This window comes from Citrobacter sp. CF971, from assembly GCF_006385635.1.
Taxonomy (GTDB): domain Bacteria; phylum Pseudomonadota; class Gammaproteobacteria; order Enterobacterales; family Enterobacteriaceae; genus Citrobacter; species Citrobacter freundii.
On the sequence record NZ_CP041051.1, the window covers coordinates 653,587 to 671,870 of the forward strand.

Here is an 18,284-nt window from a genome sequence, read left to right on the forward strand (position 1 = left end):
GCGCTTACCCGGCCTACAATAAGAGTGCGGTCCGTAGGCCCGGTAAGCGCAGCGCCACCGGGCATTAACGTAACAGCGGATTAACCTATCTGCCCGTTACCCAAATGCTTAACGCGGCGCTTCACTTCTTCCTGCTTACCGGCGTTAAACGGACGGGCGTCCGGGCTGCCTAAATAACCGCAGACGCGGCGGGTGACCGACACGCGCGCGGCGTCGTGGTTACCACATTTCGGGCAGGTAAAGCCTTTGCTGGTGCACTCGAACTCACCGGTAAAGCCGCACTCGTAGCATTCATCAATTGGCGTGTTGGTCCCGTAATACGGCACGTGCTGATAGCTGTAATCCCAGACGTCTTCCAGTGCTTTCAGGTTGTGTTGAATATTCGGGTATTCGCCGTAGCAAATGAAGCCTCCACTCGCCAGCGGCGGGTATGGCGCTTCGAAATCGATCTTGTCGTACGGGTTAACCTTTTTCTCCACGTCGAGGTGGAAGCTGTTGGTGTAGTAACCTTTATCGGTCACGCCTGGCACCACACCAAACTCGGCGGTATCCAGACGGCAGAAACGATCGCACAGGTTTTCGCTCGGCGTGCTGTACAGGCTGAAGCCGTAGCCGGTCTCGTCTTTCCACTGATCGACTGCCTGACGCAGGCGTTCGACAATGGCGATAGCTTTGGCGCGAAGCTGCTCGCTGTCGTACAGATGTTTGTCACCAAACAGTGCGTTAATGGTTTCGTGAATGCCGATGTAACCCAGCGAGATAGACGCGCGGCCATTTTTAAAGATTTCTGACACGTCATCGTCCGCTTTCAGACGCACGCCGCAGGCACCTTCCATATACAGGATTGGCGCCACGCGAGCTTTCACGCCTTCCAGACGCGCAATGCGGGTCATCAGCGCTTTACGTGCCAGCACCAGTCGATCGTCGAGCAGTTTCCAGAAGGTGGCTTCATCGCCGTGGGCTTCCAGCGCGATACGCGGCAGGTTGAGGCTGATAACGCCGAGGTTGTTACGCCCGTCGTGAATCTGTTCGCCGTTCTCGTTTTCCCACACGCCGAGGAAGCTGCGACAGCCCATCGGCGTTTTGAACGAACCGGTCACTTTCACTACCTGATCGTAGTTCAGGATGTCCGGATACATGCGCTTGCTTGCACATTCCAGCGCCAGCTGTTTGATGTCGTAGTTCGGATCGCCAAACTTGTGGTTCAGGCCGTCGCGAATGGCGAACACCAGTTTCGGGAACACGGCGGTTTTACGATTTTTACCGAGACCCGCAATGCGGTTACGCAGAATGGACTGCTGGATCAAACGCGATTCCCAACTGGTTCCCAGGCCAAAACCGAAGGTGACGAACGGCGTCTGGCCGTTAGCGGTATGCAGGGTATTCACTTCATACTCGAGGGACTGGAATGCGTCGTAGCACTCTTTCTCGGTACGGGAATGCGCATAACCGTCGGCATCCGGGATCTGCCACTCTTCAGCGGTTTTGCGATGCTTGTTAAAGCTCTCGGTCACGAATGGTGCGAGAACTTCGTCAATACGGTTAATGGTGGTACCGCCATAAATATGGCTGGCAACCTGCGCGATAATTTGCGCGGTGACGGCCGTCGCGGTGGAGATGGATTTTGGCGGCTCAATCTCCGCGTTACCCATCTTAAAGCCCTGCGTCAGCATGCCTTTCAGGTCGATCAGCATGCAGTTAAACATTGGGAAGAACGGAGAGTAGTCGAGATCGTGATAGTGAATATCACCACGCTCGTGCGCCTGGACGACATCACGCGGCAGCAGGTGCTGACGCGCATAGTGTTTGGCGACGATACCGGCCAGCAGGTCACGCTGGGTCGGGATCACTTTGCTGTCTTTGTTGGCGTTTTCGTTCAGCAGAGCAGAGTTGGTTTGCTCAACCAGACCACGAATTTCCTGGTTCAGACGGCCACGCTTTTCACGCTGTATATCACGGTCGTGGCGATATTCGATGTACGCACGGGCGAGTTGTTTGTACGGACCAGACATCAGCTGGTTTTCTACCGCTGTCTGGATCTCGTTGATATCGACCTGGCTGCGCTCATTCATCTGGCTACTAACGACTTCTGCGACGGTGGCACAGTAATCTGCGTCATCGACTCCCGCTGCTTTAGCTGCACGCAGAATGGCTTCTTTGATGCGCTCTGATTTAAACGGCACTTTACAGCCATCTCGTTTCATCACATGCGGTGTCATGATCACTCCATATTTATAAGAACAGGTTATCCACAGAGGTTGGGGAAGCGGCCATGGCTTTATTCATCTCTATTGCCAATGACTTCCCGCAATCCTGACCCACTTTATCCACAATTTCACCGTAAAGCGGTGCACTGTAGTTGTAGCAATTGTAGTCGATTAATACAACATATTGGGTCGGCGTGCATTTTAAGTTCTATATGTAGTGATTTGCATCAAGGATGTTTACGGTTTATTTGATGTAGCGCAAAGTAAAAATCGGAGCGTACAGATGACGGGCAGTACAGCGATTGTAAATTATGGGCAGAAAATTCTGATTAATTATTCAACAAAAACAGGAAGGTAAAGCCGGGCAGGCATCTGCTGCCCGGAACACACTATGACGACAGCGACTGCATCCAGTGGATACCTGCATTAATGAAGGCTGCCGAGGCGACGAGACCCAGAATGAGTGGTACAAGGTAACTGCTCTTCACGCGGTTTTCTGGCACTTCCTGAGCTGGTGTCGTTCCAGTCGAGAGCAGCGCCAGTACTTCTTCGGCAGACGTAGCGTTAAGCATGGCGTTTCGCATCTCATCCTCAACCAGCGACGAGGTGAGCTGGGTGAGCAGTTGCATATGCGTTGTACCCGCTTCATTTGGCGGGATCGCCAGCAGGAACACTAACCGTACTGGTTCAGGTCCTTCAAGACCCGGCCACAGTATTGGCTCGGGAAAAAGGGCGACGCAGAACGACGCCTGCACGACGGAATCACATTTTCCGTGAGGGACGGCCAGCTCTTCTCCCAGCGCGGTCGGTCCTTCATTTTCACGGCGCAGAACGCTGTCAATAAAAGCGTCTTTATTGGTAATGAGTCCGCATTCAGACAATGCTGAAGACATATACCGGATGATCGCATCGGGAGACGATTGCGGAGGATCGATAAAAATTAACGCCTGACGAGTCAGTGTGGACAATTCCATGTTTTATGCCTCCGGTTGTGCCTTGACGTGGATCCAGATCGTTTGCCAGCCCGCCAGTTCGCAAACGCCATTAAAGGGGGTTCCTGTCAGGAGATCTGTCCCCGTCACGGGTAAGAGAAGTGTTTGTGATGCGCCAGTGACATTCACAATACCGTAGACAGTTTCTTCCTCTGTCTGGTGGTGGCGTTTGACGCCAAATAGCGCATCCGGCAGTGTAAGGACTTGCTGAGCGGCTGCCGGTGAGAACGCGGGATGTTGTTGGCGAATGCGCAGTAATGTCGTTAGTGCGGCATAGATCTTCGCTTGTCGGGATTCTGGCGTGACTAATGCCTGATGCGTGGTGGCGAAATCCAGTTTTTCACGGTTAATACGGCGATTGATCCCTGACGCGTTCAACCCTGCGATATCATTTTCGCTACCGAGAAGGCTGTGGTAGTAAATTGCAGGAACGCCCTGCAACATAAAGAGGATGGCGTGAGCGGCGGCAAATCTGGCAACCTGCGTGTCGGGAGCTTCTCCCGGTTCGCTTAACGCGCTCAGAAAGTTAATGTTCATCTCGTACGGCGACTGGCTGCCGTCTGGATTGGTGCGCCAGGAAATTCGTCCTTGCTTACGTTCTACTTCACTGACCAGGAACGCTTTTTCTTCCGTCGAGAGGATGTTTTCGACAGGTCGCAGGCCAATGCCGTCATGGCTAGCGAGGAAATTGAAAAATGTGGTGTTGGCAGGAAAGGTTTCTTGCTCCAGGCTTTGCGCCCACTGGCGTAGCCAGCGTGCGTTGCCGCGCAGGCAGGCATGCAGTGTCAGCGGTGGTAGCGGGAATTGATACACCATATGAGCCTCATCCCCGGCCCCCAGATAGCTGATGTTTTCCTGATGTGGCACATTGGTTTCGGTAATCAGCAGGCAGTCAGGCCAGATCTCTTCCAGGATCGCCCGCCAGAGTTTGATTACCTGATGGGTTTGCGGCAGATGAATGCAGCGGCTGTTTTTCTCTTTCCACAAGAAACCGACGGCATCGAGTCGAATTGCCTGGGCACCGCGTGAAGCATATTCCAAAAGAATATCAATACTTTCCAGTAAAACCTCGGGTTCACGGAAGTTAAGATCAATTTGATCGGCGCTGAATGTGGTCCATATATGCGCCGTTTCCCCTGTTTTAAGCGTGAATGGCGTTAATAAAGGAGATGTACGCGGACGTGTGATCCGGCTGTAATTTTCATCCGGATCGGCGTTGATAAAGTAGTTCTGGTAGCGAGGCTCACCATGCAAATAGCCCTGGAACCAACGGCTTTGCTGTGAAATATGGTTAATCACAAAATCGAACATTAAATTGAAATCGCCCGCCAGCGCGGCAATATCTGACCACTGCCCAAGATGTGGATCAACCTGTCGGTAATCCACCACGCTAAAACCGTCATCGGAGGTCCAGGGGAACATCGGCAGCAGGTGAATGTCACTGATCGTCCCCTTCAACCACAGTTTTGCAAACTGGTGGAGAATCGATAGGGGATTTTCCCCTTGCGCGCAGATGCTATCACCATAGGCGATCATCCAGATACGGCTTTGATCTAACGGAATCGTCGTTTGCGTTTTGGGTTTCCAGCGTTGGATAAGCTGTTCAATCTTCGCTGCGATTGCCTGATGATCCGCTTGCGGATAGAGCTGTGCCAGCGTGTCGCGGATAAATGCTTTATGTGGGGAGATATTCATACTTTTGCGTCACGCTCCGGCAGTGAGAAAAGGAAATCGCATGTGGCGAAAGGCGCAATTTCGCGGCAGTGCTTAACGGGTTCTTCCAGATAGTTAATCTGCGGCATTTCTTGCAGCAATGGTGGGAGTTCAACAGGATGCTCACCGGCATTGAAAATACGTAATATTGTTCCATTTATCGTCTGGGCGTGTGGCAGCGCCGAGAGCATGAGCGGCTCAGGCAACGTCAGCAGACTGAAAGTTTCTGGCAGTGAACGCGGTGTGAAATTGAGCGTGAAGCGCTCCAGACGGTTGTCCAGCGTATTCAATTTCTGGTTCTGCCAGCTGAAAGGCTGACGTAAAGCTCTTTCCTCAAGGCGGCGTAATGTCAGATGGTCGGCACGCTCGCTAAGTGTCAGGGTCAGGTTAAAGATCAGGGGCTTGTGGAGCTGGGCCTCGGGCGTGTAAACGACGGTATTATTGATGCCGGAAGCGCGTCCGGGGCGCCAGGCCAGATCGTCGCGTCCCAGAACGCCTGTCGATTTGAAGAGCGTCAGCGCCACCTGCGATGTTGTGTTTTGCAGGATCTGATACTCTTTCATGCCCAGGCTGTTTATGACCAGAGCGTTGTCGTTTTCCGCAATGGCGATAATTCCCTCGCTGGTTTCGATATCGACAGGTTTCTCACGATAGTTTTGCTGCCAGTTCGCAGGGGCGTCGGCAATGGGGCGGTGAATAATGCCGAAAGGCTGAGAGGCTATTGATTCCTGAGTATGAATATCGCTGTTGATCAGCAGGCGCAGGCGGTGGTCGCAAACGTTGTTTTCTAAACGGGCATCAATAAAAAGATGGGCTTCGCCCTGACGGAGTTCGCAAACAACCTGTACCGGGCATTCTTGTGTTGCGCGTTGGCTTAATGAATAGGGCAGGTTGAGCGTGATGCCCAGCGTTAAGCGCTCGACGTGCTGGCTCTTTTCGCAGGCGAGAAGTGTGAAGTGATTGAACTTTTGGGGGATATCACCTTGCAGCGGTGAAAAATCATAACTGTCACCTGCATCCGCACAATCTTCGAAGGTCAGCAGGTCGGAGAGAGTTCTGCCGGTACGTTTATCCCGTAGCGTCAGTGTTCCGTCATCAAGGCTGAGTCGATAATGGTCATTTTCAATATGGTTTTCGGCATAAGGGCGCAGCGTAGAAACCGTGTGCGTGCCCTCGCGAACGGCAATATTGATATAACCCAGTGCGGGCAGTTCCTGCGTGTCGATAGCGACCTGCGAGCGATAATAAGGCGGAAGCTCAACCTCTTTTTCTCCCTGCGGCGTAACCTGAATCACGCGTCCACCGGAAAGCTCTGTTTGTTCAATAATGCTAAATGAGAGAGTCTGCTCGCCAGCGCAGAGTTCAAGGGATGGTGTGCTGGTATATAGCGTGGCGTTGACAACCCCGGACCAGGGCGTCGCGCCAGGGTTCACCACAAAGAGGTCGTTCTCCTGGCTGCTGGCAATGGCCAGCTCTTTAATCACCAGATTCCACAGGCTATGGCTGAGCTGTTCCGTTTGTTCCAGGCGATGCAGAATATCCCGGTTGGTGGCATCACTGTTACACCCGCCTATGGAGTCATGGGCATGGTTGCGTAACAGGTTTTTCCAGATTTGATCAACCCACTGGAGGTTGACGTGAATATCATGATGGCGGGCCAGCGCAATAGTCGGTTCCAGCTTGCCCAACAAAAATTGTTCGATATCGTAATTTTTCTTTTTAATGTCGTAACGAACGGAGCCGATGGTTTTGTGGATCCTGGTATAGCGCGGGGATTTCAGTTCGCCTTGCCAGCAGGTAAATCCATCGGCTTGCTGACGAAGCGTATCAACAAACGCTTCCAGCGATGATATCTGGAACCGATCGCCTGTAGGGGAGCGTTCGCTGACCGTCTGCAGAATCTCGGGTAACAGAGGATCAATATTGACCTGATCGCCGCCGCAGGGCAGGAGTAAGTCATGCAGACCGGCGCGTTGGCGGATGAGATTCACCATTGGAAAGATTTTTTCCTGCAGGTGGGCATCGTCCGGTTGAATATTTTTGGCTGCCCCGTAGCCAAACAGCATTGCGCAGGCAATGACTTGCGAACCTGACGGCGCACGCCAGATAAACTGGCTCTGTGCAACCTGCGTGTCATGATCAATGCCGCGCCAGAACACGATGTTGTCCAGGTTGCATCCGCGAAGCAGCGTCGGGAGCTGGCTGTTATGACCAAAGGTATCGGGCAGATATCCCACCATCATGGCGTGGCCCAGTTTACGCGCGGAAAGTATGCCGTACTTCAGGTTGCGGATAATCGATTCGCCGTGAACGTTGAACGTATCCGTCTGGGTGTACCACGGGCCGATGTAAAGCCGCTTGTTTTTGACCAGCAGCTTCAGGCGGTCAGCGTATTGCGGATTGACGGCCAGAAAATCCTCAACCACGGCGGTTTGTCCGTCGAAATGGTAACAGGTGTAATCGGCGTAACGTTCTAATGTATCAATAACATCGGCAAAGTTTCGCGATGCCAGGATATTGCTGTCCTGCAACGTGAAATACCACTCTTGATCCCAGTGCGTGTGGGCGATGACATGGATATGACTCATTTTACTTTCCTGAATTTGTTGCCAGTTTCGGGCTGAAGAAAAGTACGCCCAACGCGCACACCAGAGAGCCTGCGAAAACGCTTACCAGATAGCCGGTGACGTTGGTGGCGAGCGGCCATCCCCAAACGGCAGGTAGCGGTAAGGATTGTTTGACACCTAACGTTGTGGCGATGAATGCGCCAGGCATTGCGCCGACCATAAAGACGGGGATCAGACGCGGGTTTTTCAGAATAAAGGGGATCGCGCCTTCGGAAATGCCAATGAATCCCAGCAGTAGTGAGGTACTACCGATAGTTTTTTCTTCATTATTGAACACATCAGGAAGACCGAAGCGGTTATTGAGCAATGCGGCAATGCCGACGCCGATTGAAGGGATGACGATAGCCAGTTCTCTGGCTGTTAAATCGAAGGTATCGCTCACGCCGTTAAGTCCCAGCGCCACCGACCCCGCAGCTTTGTTAATTGGCCCGCCGAGGTCGAAAGCGGTACCTGCTGCGATCATCAGCGAGTAAAAGCTGCGCCCGGATTCTCCGGCGGAAGTAAAAAAGGCCACCATCGCCTGATTCAGCGCGCCAAAAATGGGGTTAATCAGATACTGCATCACAATAACCAGTGTAATACCGGTACACAGCGGCACGATCAGCATGGTTTTTATGGTGGTGATTTGCTGACGTACTTTTATTGTATCGTTGAGCCATTGCACCAGATGACCGACAAAAAAGCCGATGGCGATTGCGCCAAAGAATCCCGAGGGCATAAAACCTTCGAGATTAAAAAAGCGCTTGTAGACTTCGTCAGACATAATTCCGCCGATAAGACCAGGTATCAGTGCGGGTTTCCCGGCAATTGAAAAGGCGAGGTACATGGCAAATACCGGGTACATAAACTTGATGACCATAAAGCCCAGTTTATCCAGCACCTCGAACGGCGTTCCGGCGATGGGAATAAATTGCCCGGTTATTTTCGCCACCGCCATAAGTAATCCACCGAGAACGACAACTGGCAGCATATAGCTGATTGCTGCCATAATATGGCCAATAAATATCTGCCATGCGGAACGATGCTCTTCGGGTTCGTCAGTTATTTGGGTGGATCCTTTGCTCAAGGCTAGCGCCTGGCGAATATAGCGCTCGGTATTCTTAATCAGTTCTTGGGTACGAATTTTAAGATGTAGCGTGTTTGCGAATCGTTCAGCATCCTGTATAGGAACGTCCGTTGCCAGTATGACAGCGTCAGCGCTGGCGATATCTTGCCGGGAAAGCTTATTTTTGACCCCATCGCTTCCTTGTGTTTCTACCTTAACGTCAAAGCCATTTTCTTTCGCCCAGGTGACAATTTTGTTGGCCGCCATAAATGTATGGGCGATACCTGTAGGGCACGCCGTTACTGCAACAATTTTTAGTTTTGTCATTGTAAAATCTCTAAAAATAGGACTGCGGAAATTATAAAGAGAAATAAAAGAACCATTAAACGTTTGGTGATACTAATTGCGTATGGGCATACCTGTATCCTGATAGTGTGATTCGCATTGCAGTGTCAGGTATAAGATACGAGTATGATTATTCTATCTTTAGTTAAAGAGTGCTGTTTTATGAATTCTTTTCAAGGTAGTGAAAGATTAATATTCGAATATATACAGTGCCATGCACATGAAATTTCTGATATTTCCGCTAAAGTGATTGCGACCGAGACCTTCACGACGACGACGTCGGTGAATCGGGTGTGTAAGAAAATGGGGTATCAGAGTTATACCGAACTGCGTTATAAATTTTCACGAGACAGACGTGTTGCCGAACCGGTAAAATATAGTGTTGGCAACGAAAAAACAGAAGTAATTATACAATTATGTAACCTGCTGAGTAATTCAAGTCATATATTTTTATATTCACGTGGTGCATCGCTGACCAGTTTGAATTACCTTTCTCGCTTTCTTTCACTGGCGAGTTTACCCCATTTAATTCTCAATGATATTCATCAGCTTACCCGGGTCTCGCGAGGAACGCTGGTGCTGATCAGTAAATCGGGAGAAACCGCTTCTTTAGTTGAGATGGCAAGAAATGCTTTGCGAAAAGGGCTAAAAATAATTGCGATTACCAGGAGAGAATCGTCGTTAGCGGCGCTGGCTACGCTGTGTTGGCCCCTGGACATTGATATCGATGCGATTTCCTTGTACCAACGGGAAGGTCAACTGGAGTTGTTGACCGTTGTTGACCGCATCGGTTGCTATTTGTTGCAACACGATGCGGCGTAAAACATCAGAGTTGCTTAACGATACCCAGACGCACGGCGTAATCATTTTCATGATTTCCGTGGTCATTGATGTAGGTTTTATCAAGAGACACTAGCTCAACATACGGGGTCCAGCCATCGTCCAGTTTATAATTGAACGCCACGGTATGCTCCCAATACGTATCATCACCCGTTCCCTGGTCGACACCATCCTGCCAGCGGAAGCGGGGATTATAAGACATGCCAAACTTGCCGATATTATAGGCAAACCAGATATCGAACTGGTGAGATTGACGGCGAGTGTAACCGCTGCCGTCTAATTCTCTGTCACTGTGTGAGTCATTTACGGTGTTATAGCGATAACGCGCGGAGAGATTAAGTCCATTATCAAAAGACTTCCATCCCTGAATAAAGGGACGGTAATGCGTGTTGCTGGTGGTAAATACAGTAACCATCCCCGGCGCAATTGCATAACCATCGCCTAAATCAAAACGCCAGCGTGTTTCTATTTCTTGAGCGGCTTCAGTGACACCTTTATCATCGGGGTCGTTACGATCGGTATCGCCAAAAAATGTGTCATTGTGATTTTGTGCAGCCTCAACGGAAAAATAAAATCCATTATCGGCCTGGTGCATGACTTTAATACGTGAGTCATTAACGTCAGAGTTGGTGTTATGACCAAAGCGTAAATCAACAGCAGTATTTCCACACCATCCCTGGCTGCTAATCAGTAATGCTGAAAGAGAACATGTTCTAATAAGATTTTTCATAATATCCTGCCGGGTTATATAATAAGAGGCAGGGGTATTTTTGTTTTATTCTCCAGCGCTTGTAAATTTTATCATGGTACATTTCAGGTATCGCTATACGTCACTCCTGAATTGAATAATAAAAGATACGGATAAAGATGCTTATCCGTATCTTTGCGGCGTTACTTCTGCAACCACCAGACGGCCTCAAAAGGACGTAGTGTCATGTCCCCAGGTTGGCTGGCGACCTCGGCATAGTTGTGCATCAGCACCTGCCAGTTTCCATCGGCCTGGACTGGCTGCCAGTTCTGGAAGGTATCGCTCAGATTAGCAATGACCAGCAGTCGCTGCCCTTGCCACTCGCGTTGGTAACACCACAGATGTGGGCTGTCCGGTAACAGATCCTGATAGTCGCCCCAGGTAATAACTGGCTCCACTTTGCGCAATGCGATCAGTTTCTGATAGGTGTAGAACACCGAGTCGGTATCGTTCAGTGCTGCAACCACGTTGATCTCCGCCGCGTTGTCACACAGATTGATCCATGGCTCGCCCTCGGTAAAGCCCGCGTGTTGGCTGGCATCCCACTGCATCGGCGTGCGGCTGTTATCGCGGGATTTACTGGCGAGGATCGCCAGCAGTTCGTCGGCATCCCGCCCCTGACCGTTCAGTTCGGCAAACATGTTATGGCTTTCCACATCGCGATAATCGGTAATCTGGCTGAAGTGCGGATTGGTCATGCCGATCTCTTCACCCTGGTAGATATAGGGCGTGCCCTGCATGCCGTGCAGCACCATCGCCAGCATTTTGGCCGACGGAATGCGGTATTTACCTTCATCGCCAAAACGCGACACGATGCGCGGCTGATCGTGGTTACACCAGAACAGCGCGTTCCAGGCCTGATTGTGCATGCCCTGCTGCCAGTGACGGAACAGGGTTTTCAGCGCGACATAATCGGGTTTGGCTAACGTCCACTTCTCACCGTTGGGGTAATCCACTTTCAGGTGGTGAAAGTTAAAGGTCATCGACAGTTCGCAGCCATTGAGTGCGGCGTACTGCTGGCAGTTTTCCAGTGTGGTGGAAGACATCTCGCCCACCGTCATCAGGCCGCGTGGCGTGAAGACGTCGCGGTTCATCTCGCGTAAAAACGCATGCGCGCGCGGGCCATCGGTATAAAAACGCCGCCCATCGCCGTCGGGATCGTTCGGGAAGTCCTGATCTTTAGAGATAAGATTCACCACGTCGAGGCGCAATCCGTCCACGCCGCGATCGGCCCAGAACTCACAGACTTTTTTTAGCTCGGCGCGTACCGCCGGATTTTCCCAGTTCAGATCGGCCTGCTCCGGAGCAAAGAGGTGCAGATAGTACTGCTCGCTTTCGGCGTGCCAGCCCCAGGCGTTACCGCCAAATTTGGAACGCCAGTTATTCGGCGGGCTGTCTGGCGTGCCGTCGCGCCAGAGATAAAACTGACGATACGGGCTGTCTTTATCCAGCGCTTCACGAAACCAGGCGTGCTGGGTTGAGGTGTGGTTAAACACCATATCGAGAATAATACGGATGCCGCGCGCTTTCGCCTGCGCCACCAGTTCGTCAAAATCTTCCAGCGTACCGTAGGCCGGATCGACAGACAGGTAATCCGCGACGTCGTAGCCGTTATCAACCTGCGGCGAAATATAGAACGGCGTCAGCCAGATGGCATCAACGCCCAGTTTTTGCAGATAGTCGAGACGCTGCGTCACGCCGCGTAAATCGCCGGTGCCGCTGCCGGTAGTGTCCTGAAAACTCTTGGGGTAAACCTGATAGATAACGCCGTTTTGCCACCAGTGGGGAATATTCATGGTTGTTTCCTGGAAATACGCTGGGGCGCAACTGCGCCCCGAAGAAAAGTTAGATAATTTGTAATGTGCCCAGACGGTATTTACGCTGGTAAACAAATGAGGTCAGTATCATTGGGATAACAATCGCAATGACCATCGCCATGCCAAATACCTGCCAATAAGTCGGCTGGATGGAGAGGATGCCCGGCAAACCGCCGACGCCAATCCCGTTTGCCAGCACACCGTTCAGGCCGCACAGCAGTCCGGCGAGACCGGAGCCGATCATCGCGCACAGCATCGGGAAGCGGTATTTCAGGTTGATCCCGTACATTGCTGGTTCAGTTACTCCAAGATAAGCAGAGATCGCGGCAGGAACGGAGATTTCACGTTCGTTGTGCTTGCGACTGGAGATAATGATCCCGACCACCGCAGAAGCCTGAGCGATATTCGACAGTGCGATCAGTGGCCATACCGGCGTGCCGCCCATGCTCTGAATCATCTGCATGTCGATAGCCAGCGTGGTCTGATGCACACCGGTGATCACCAGTGGGGCGTACAGGAAGCCGAACAGAGCCGCGCCAATCGGAGCAAAACTGCCGGTCAGCAGATGGCGGACCGCAAACGCGACACCGTCGCCGATCATGCGGCCAAACGGACCGATAAAGGCGTGCGCAAGGAATACCGCAAGGATCAGCGAACACACCGGGACGATCACCAGATACAGGTAATCCGGCACGATGCGCTTCATGCGTGTTTCAATAAACCCGAGCGCCAGCCCGGCCAACAATGCCGGAATGACCTGCGCCTGGTAGCCCACTTTCTCAATGCTGAACAGGCCGAAGTTCCACACTTCCGGTACCTGCTGACCGAGCAAATAAGCGTTCATTAACTGCGGTGAAACCAGGGTTACGCCCAGCACAATACCGAGGATCGGCGTACCGCCCATTTTCTTCACCGCCGACCAGCAGATTCCGACCGGCAAATAGAAGAAGATCGCCTCGCCAATCAGCCACAGGAAGTCGTAAAGGGTTTTCAGCGAAGGATGCATCTGCGCCAGCGTCTGGCCATTGCTCATCGGCAGATCGCCGATCACGTTACGAAAACCTAAGATCAAGCCGCCGCTAATCAGCGCGGGCAGCAGCGGGAAGAAGATCTCCGCAAAATGAGAAATCAGCTGTTCATGCCATTTCATATTCTGCCGCGCCGCTTTTTTCGCCTGCTCTTTGTCGGCGCTGGCTTGTCCGGTAGTTGCCAGCAGTGCTTTGTAGTAATCACCTACCTCGGTGCCAATCACCACCTGAAATTGCCCGGCGTTGGTGAAGCAGCCTTTGACCATCGGCAACTGTTCGATATCTTTCGGCCTGGCGTTCGCAGGCTGATTCAGCACAAAACGCAGGCGAGTAATGCAGTGACTTACCGTGGCGATATTGTCGCGCCCGCCTACCAGCTCAATCAGCCGGTCGATGTCTGCTTGTTTTATTTTGCTCATGATGACGTGTGTTCCCCGTAGGCCGGATAAGACGCGTTAGGTCGCCATCCGGCAACTCTCGCGTTGTTGGCGCCAGAGTATATCGTCGATGAATATTTAAAAATGGGAACGTTCCCGAAACGCAGCGAAGATCACAAATTAACGCTCAGAAAGCGGTCAGGAGAGGGTGGAAGGAATAACGATTTGTCGTGGTTCACTGCGGCCGTTGATCTGCTCGATCAGCTGCGAGGCCGCTTGTCGCCCGGCTTCGGCGTATCCTGGGTCGACGGTGATAATTTCCGGATGGAGGAATTTCATCAGCGGCGTGCTGCCCACGCTCGCCAACTGCAGGTTCTCAATTCGCTGCTCCTGCAGGTATTTGCTGACCCCAAGGGCGAGGGTGTCCGTCGCGCAGACTAGTGCGGTGGTTTCCGGGGTGATGACACTGGCGGCCTGCTCATAGCCCTGCTTCATGGCCAGACCCGGCAGCGCGGCAACCGGATGCAGTTTGTGTTTCTTACAGAATGCCAGATAAGCTTCATGGCGGCGCTTACCGGTGGTCACGTCGCTATGAGGAACGCCAAGAAAGCTAATATGGCGATGCTCGCGTTCATATAAACGCTGCATCAGGGTGCGAATGGCACCCTCATCGTCATAGCAGACCGAGGCAAAGCCTTTGGCATCGCGTGCCAGCAGCACCAGCGAATCCTGCCAGGTGGTGAGCATGGATTCAGTAATGCCGGTAAAACCAAACAGCACCACGCCGTCAATATTACGGCGTCGGAGCATGCCGAGATGTTCTTCAACCAGTTCGGGTGAGAACTGGCTTTCCATCATGATCGGATCGTAACCCTGTTCATAAAAGGCGGGCAGCATGGTCTGCACGGCGAGATTTTCCGAAAGCGAGTCCAGACGCGTGACGATAATCGCCACTACCTTGTCGCTTTGCCCACGCATGGCGCGTGCGGAGCGGGAAGGGGAAAAACCGTGCTGATTCATCACCGCTTCAACGCGCTCGCGGGTGCGTTCACTCACGCCGCTTTCATTGTTGAGCACACGGGAAACGGTTGATTTTCCCACACCGCTTAAGCGGGCGATGTCTTTAATGGTCAGCCGATTTTGCATCCTGTTTTCCCATGTTGCGTGTGAAGTTATGCCAAATAGAGAATAACTTTACTCAAGCGCAGTGCAATGGGCAAAGTCTGGTATACATTTGGTTTAGTTTCCGTGCTGTATCATACCGCCATAATTGCCACAAACCTTATGGTTTTCTGCGTATAATCCGCAGCGCAAATCTTTCACTTACCGGAGGCTATATGGATCCCGATCCCACCCCTCTCCCGAGACGGAGAAACAACCCTTTCCGGTAAGCCTGTCTTTCTCTGTCTTACCGGATGCGTAAGACAGTGACGTTCTGACGTCCCTGTTACGATTTTTAGATTGCCATCAGGCAAGGATTTGCCACGCCTGAAGGATTTACTGCGCCTGTTAAGACTGGCGCAGGGGGACTGCCTATGTTCAAAAATATTACTCGCCAGCTATTTGCCCGGCTAAACCGCCATCTACCGCATCGTCTGGTGCATCGCGATCCGCTACCCAATGCGCAGACCGTTGCCAGCACGCCGATCCCACCCTCGCTGAGCGAACATTGCCTGAAAATGGCGCTGATGGACGAAGCAGCGCTGTGGAAAACGTTCGGCGCGCACCCAGAAGGGTTGAACGCCGCAGAAGTCGAGAACGCTCGCGAAATCCATGGCGAAAACCAGTTGCCGGCGCAGAAGCCGTCGCCCTGGTGGGTGCATCTGTGGGTCTGCTACCGCAACCCGTTTAATATTCTGCTGACCATCCTTGGTGCGATTTCCTATGCCACTGAGGATCTGTTCGCTGCCGGCGTCATCGCGCTGATGGTCGCCATCTCGACGCTGCTGAATTTTGTGCAGGAGGCACGTTCCACCAAAGCGGCGGATGCGTTGAAAGCGATGGTCAGCAACACCGCCACGGTGCTGCGCGTTATCAACGAGAAAGGGGAGAACGGTTGGGTTGAACTGCCGATCGATCAGTTGGTTCCTGGCGATATTATCAAACTGGCGGCAGGGGATATGATCCCGGCCGATCTGCGCGTGGTACAGGCTCGTGACCTGTTTGTGGCTCAGGCTTCGCTGACCGGTGAATCGCTGCCGGTAGAGAAAGTTGCAACCAGCCGCGACCCGCAGCAAAGCAACCCGCTGGAATGCGATACCCTGTGCTTTATGGGCACCAATGTGGTGAGCGGCACGGCGCAGGCCATCGTGATTGCGACCGGGGCCAATACCTGGTTCGGGCAACTGGCGGGCCGCGTCAGCGAGCAGGAAAGCGAGCAGAATGCCTTCCAGAAAGGGATCAGCCGCGTCAGCATGCTGCTGATCCGCTTTATGCTGGTGATGGCGCCCATCGTGCTTATCATCAATGGCTACACCAAAGGTGACTGGTGGGAAGCGGCGCTGTTTGCGCTGTCTGTGGCGGTGGGACTGACTCCAGAAATGCTGCCGATGATCGTCACCTCGACGCTGGCGCGTGGGGCGGTGAAGCTGTCAAAACAAAAGGTTATCGTTAAACACCTCGACGCTATCCAGAACTTTGGCGCGATGGATATTCTGTGCACCGATAAAACCGGCACTCTGACACAAGATAAAATAGTGCTGGAGAATCATACTGATATATCTGGAAAGCCCAGCGAACACGTCCTGCATTCTGCGTGGCTGAACAGCCACTACCAGACCGGGCTGAAGAATCTGCTGGATACGGCAGTGCTGGAAGGCGTGGACGAAGAATCCGCCCGTCGGCTCTCTACCCGCTGGCAAAAAATCGATGAGATCCCGTTTGATTTCGAACGTCGCCGCATGTCGGTGGTGGTGGCAGAAGAAACCGATGTGCACCAGTTGGTCTGTAAAGGCGCGCTGCAGGAGATCCTCAGCGTGTGTACCCAGGTGCGTCACAACGGCGAGATAGTCCCGTTAGATGACAACATGCTGCGTCGGGTGAAACGCGTCACGGACACGCTGAACCGCCAGGGGCTGCGCGTGGTGGCGGTGGCGACGAAATACCTGCCAGCGCGTGAAGGTGATTACCAGCGTATTGACGAATCCGATCTGATCCTCGAAGGCTATATCGCGTTCCTCGATCCGCCGAAAGAGACCACCGCACCGGCGCTTAAGGCGCTGAAAGCCAGCGGTATTACGGTGAAAATTCTGACGGGCGATAGCGAGCTGGTGGCGGCGAAAGTGTGTCATGAAGTGGGGCTGGATGCGGGCGATGTGGTGATCGGCAGCAGCATTGAGGGGTTAAGCGATGACGAACTGGCAACGCTTGCCCAGCGCACCACGCTGTTTGCCCGCCTGACACCAATGCACAAAGAGCGTATTGTCACACTGCTCAAGCGCGAAGGTCATGTGGTCGGCTTTATGGGGGATGGCATTAACGACGCTCCGGCGCTGCGCGCGGCGGACATTGGTATCTCCGTTGATGGTGCGGTTGATATTGCCCGTGAAGCGGCTGATATCATCCTGCTGGAAAAGAGCCTGATGGTGCTGGAAGAAGGGGTAATCGAAGGACGCCGTACCTTCTCTAACATGCTGAAGTACATCAAAATGACGGCCAGTTCTAACTTCGGTAATGTGTTTAGCGTGCTGGTGGCGAGCGCCTTCTTACCGTTCCTGCCGATGTTGCCGTTGCACTTACTGATTCAGAACCTGCTGTATGATGTATCCCAGGTGGCGATTCCGTTTGATAACGTTGATGAAGAGCAGATCAAAAAGCCGCAGCGCTGGAATCCCGCCGAGTTGGGCCGCTTTATGATCTTCTTTGGACCGATCAGCTCGATCTTTGACATTCTGACTTTCTGCCTGATGTGGTTCGTCTTCCATGCCAATACACCTGAACATCAGACATTGTTCCAGTCTGGCTGGTTTGTGGTGGGCCTGCTGTCGCAAACGCTGATTGTGCATATGATCCGTACCCGTCGCGTGCCGTTCATCCAAAGCCGCGCCGCATGGCCGCTGATGCTGATGACGCTGGTGGTAATGGTGGTGGGCATTGCATTACCGTTCTCGCCGCTGGCCAGCTATCTGCAATTGCAGGCGCTGCCGCTGAGCTACTTCCCGTGGCTGATTGCAATTCTGGCGGGTTACATGACATTAACCCAGCTTGTGAAAGGTTTTTATAGCCGCCGCTACGGCTGGCAGTAATCCTCAACTTCTCTTCTGCAGGATGGTGTTAATACCATCCTGCATTTCACTTTTTCATTCGAAAGATATTCTCCCGAAATATTGGTGTTTTATTTTTATTGAAATACTAACGCGGGTTGTTAGTATCAAATCGCCTTTCTTGCGTTGTTTTTTTATCAATAAAACGATCTGCATTGCAAAAATGAAACAGCGTGCTAAAAAATTTAACTGTCTGCGATTTTTTGTGAACGTAGTCATCGAAATAAATTGTTACACCAGTTAGTCTGCGCAGGTAACGTCGTTAAGAAAGTTTCTCGCTGCC

The 18,284-nt window shown here is 52.4% G+C and carries 12 protein-coding genes; 3 read left to right on the forward strand and 9 right to left on the reverse strand.

Annotation, left to right across the window (positions count from 1 at the left end; translation table 11 throughout):
- Positions 1 to 80: 80 nt before the first annotated feature.
- The 5 genes from nrdD to E6P06_RS06670 all read right to left on the reverse strand — a co-directional run bounded on the left by nrdD (position 81) and on the right by E6P06_RS06670 (position 8,911).
- Positions 81 to 2,219, reverse strand: a complete 2,139-nt coding sequence (gene nrdD, locus E6P06_RS06650; protein WP_003844922.1) for an anaerobic ribonucleoside-triphosphate reductase — start codon at positions 2,217 to 2,219, stop codon at positions 81 to 83.
- Between the two features lie 377 nt (positions 2,220 to 2,596).
- Positions 2,597 to 3,181, reverse strand: coding sequence for a fructose PTS transporter subunit IIA (locus E6P06_RS06655; RefSeq protein WP_139935055.1), 585 nt, complete (start codon positions 3,179 to 3,181; stop codon positions 2,597 to 2,599).
- A 3-nt stretch (positions 3,182 to 3,184) separates the two neighbouring features.
- On the reverse strand, positions 3,185 to 4,894 hold the full coding sequence (locus E6P06_RS06660; RefSeq protein WP_048234080.1) for a sugar phosphorylase: 1,710 nt from the start codon (positions 4,892 to 4,894) through the stop codon (positions 3,185 to 3,187).
- Entirely contained in the window at positions 4,891 to 7,500 is a 2,610-nt protein-coding gene (locus E6P06_RS06665) for a glycoside hydrolase family 38 C-terminal domain-containing protein (RefSeq protein ID WP_071687243.1), read from the reverse strand. Before E6P06_RS06665 ends, E6P06_RS06660 begins: the two co-directional genes overlap by 4 nt.
- 1 nt (position 7,501) lies before the next feature.
- Positions 7,502 to 8,911: a PTS fructose transporter subunit IIC gene (locus tag E6P06_RS06670; protein WP_139935056.1), complete on the reverse strand. Its 1,410-nt coding sequence runs from the start codon at positions 8,909 to 8,911 to the stop codon at positions 7,502 to 7,504.
- A gap of 180 nt (positions 8,912 to 9,091) precedes the next feature.
- Here E6P06_RS06670 and E6P06_RS06675 point away from each other — a divergent pair, with 180 nt between their 5' ends.
- A complete protein-coding gene (locus E6P06_RS06675; protein WP_003844915.1) occupies positions 9,092 to 9,751 on the forward strand; it encodes a MurR/RpiR family transcriptional regulator in 660 nt (219 codons plus the stop codon).
- 4 nt (positions 9,752 to 9,755) lie between these two features.
- Here the strand turns inward: E6P06_RS06675 and E6P06_RS06680 are convergent, their stop codons facing one another.
- The 4 genes from E6P06_RS06680 to treR form a co-directional block, all read right to left on the reverse strand.
- Entirely contained in the window at positions 9,756 to 10,499 is a 744-nt protein-coding gene (locus E6P06_RS06680) for an oligogalacturonate-specific porin KdgM family protein (protein ID WP_003839593.1), read from the reverse strand.
- A 161-nt stretch (positions 10,500 to 10,660) separates the two neighbouring features.
- Positions 10,661 to 12,313: an alpha,alpha-phosphotrehalase gene (gene treC, locus E6P06_RS06685; protein ID WP_048216916.1), complete on the reverse strand. Its 1,653-nt coding sequence runs from the start codon at positions 12,311 to 12,313 to the stop codon at positions 10,661 to 10,663.
- 49 nt (positions 12,314 to 12,362) lie between these two features.
- Entirely contained in the window at positions 12,363 to 13,781 is a 1,419-nt protein-coding gene (treB, locus tag E6P06_RS06690) for a PTS trehalose transporter subunit IIBC (RefSeq protein WP_049002378.1), read from the reverse strand.
- Between the two features lie 156 nt (positions 13,782 to 13,937).
- Positions 13,938 to 14,885: a trehalose operon repressor TreR gene (gene treR, locus E6P06_RS06695; RefSeq protein ID WP_003025788.1), complete on the reverse strand. Its 948-nt coding sequence runs from the start codon at positions 14,883 to 14,885 to the stop codon at positions 13,938 to 13,940.
- Positions 14,886 to 15,076: 191 nt separating this feature from the next.
- Here treR and mgtL point away from each other — a divergent pair, with 191 nt between their 5' ends.
- Both mgtL and mgtA read left to right on the forward strand, forming a co-directional pair.
- Positions 15,077 to 15,130, forward strand: coding sequence for a mgtA regulatory leader peptide MgtL (gene mgtL / locus E6P06_RS28205; protein WP_191229402.1), 54 nt, complete (start codon positions 15,077 to 15,079; stop codon positions 15,128 to 15,130).
- Between the two features lie 144 nt (positions 15,131 to 15,274).
- Positions 15,275 to 17,983 carry a magnesium-translocating P-type ATPase gene (gene mgtA / locus E6P06_RS06705; RefSeq protein ID WP_048216915.1) on the forward strand — a complete coding sequence of 903 codons (2,709 nt, stop codon included), beginning with the start codon at positions 15,275 to 15,277 and terminating at the stop codon, positions 17,981 to 17,983.
- Positions 17,984 to 18,284 lie beyond the last annotated feature (301 nt).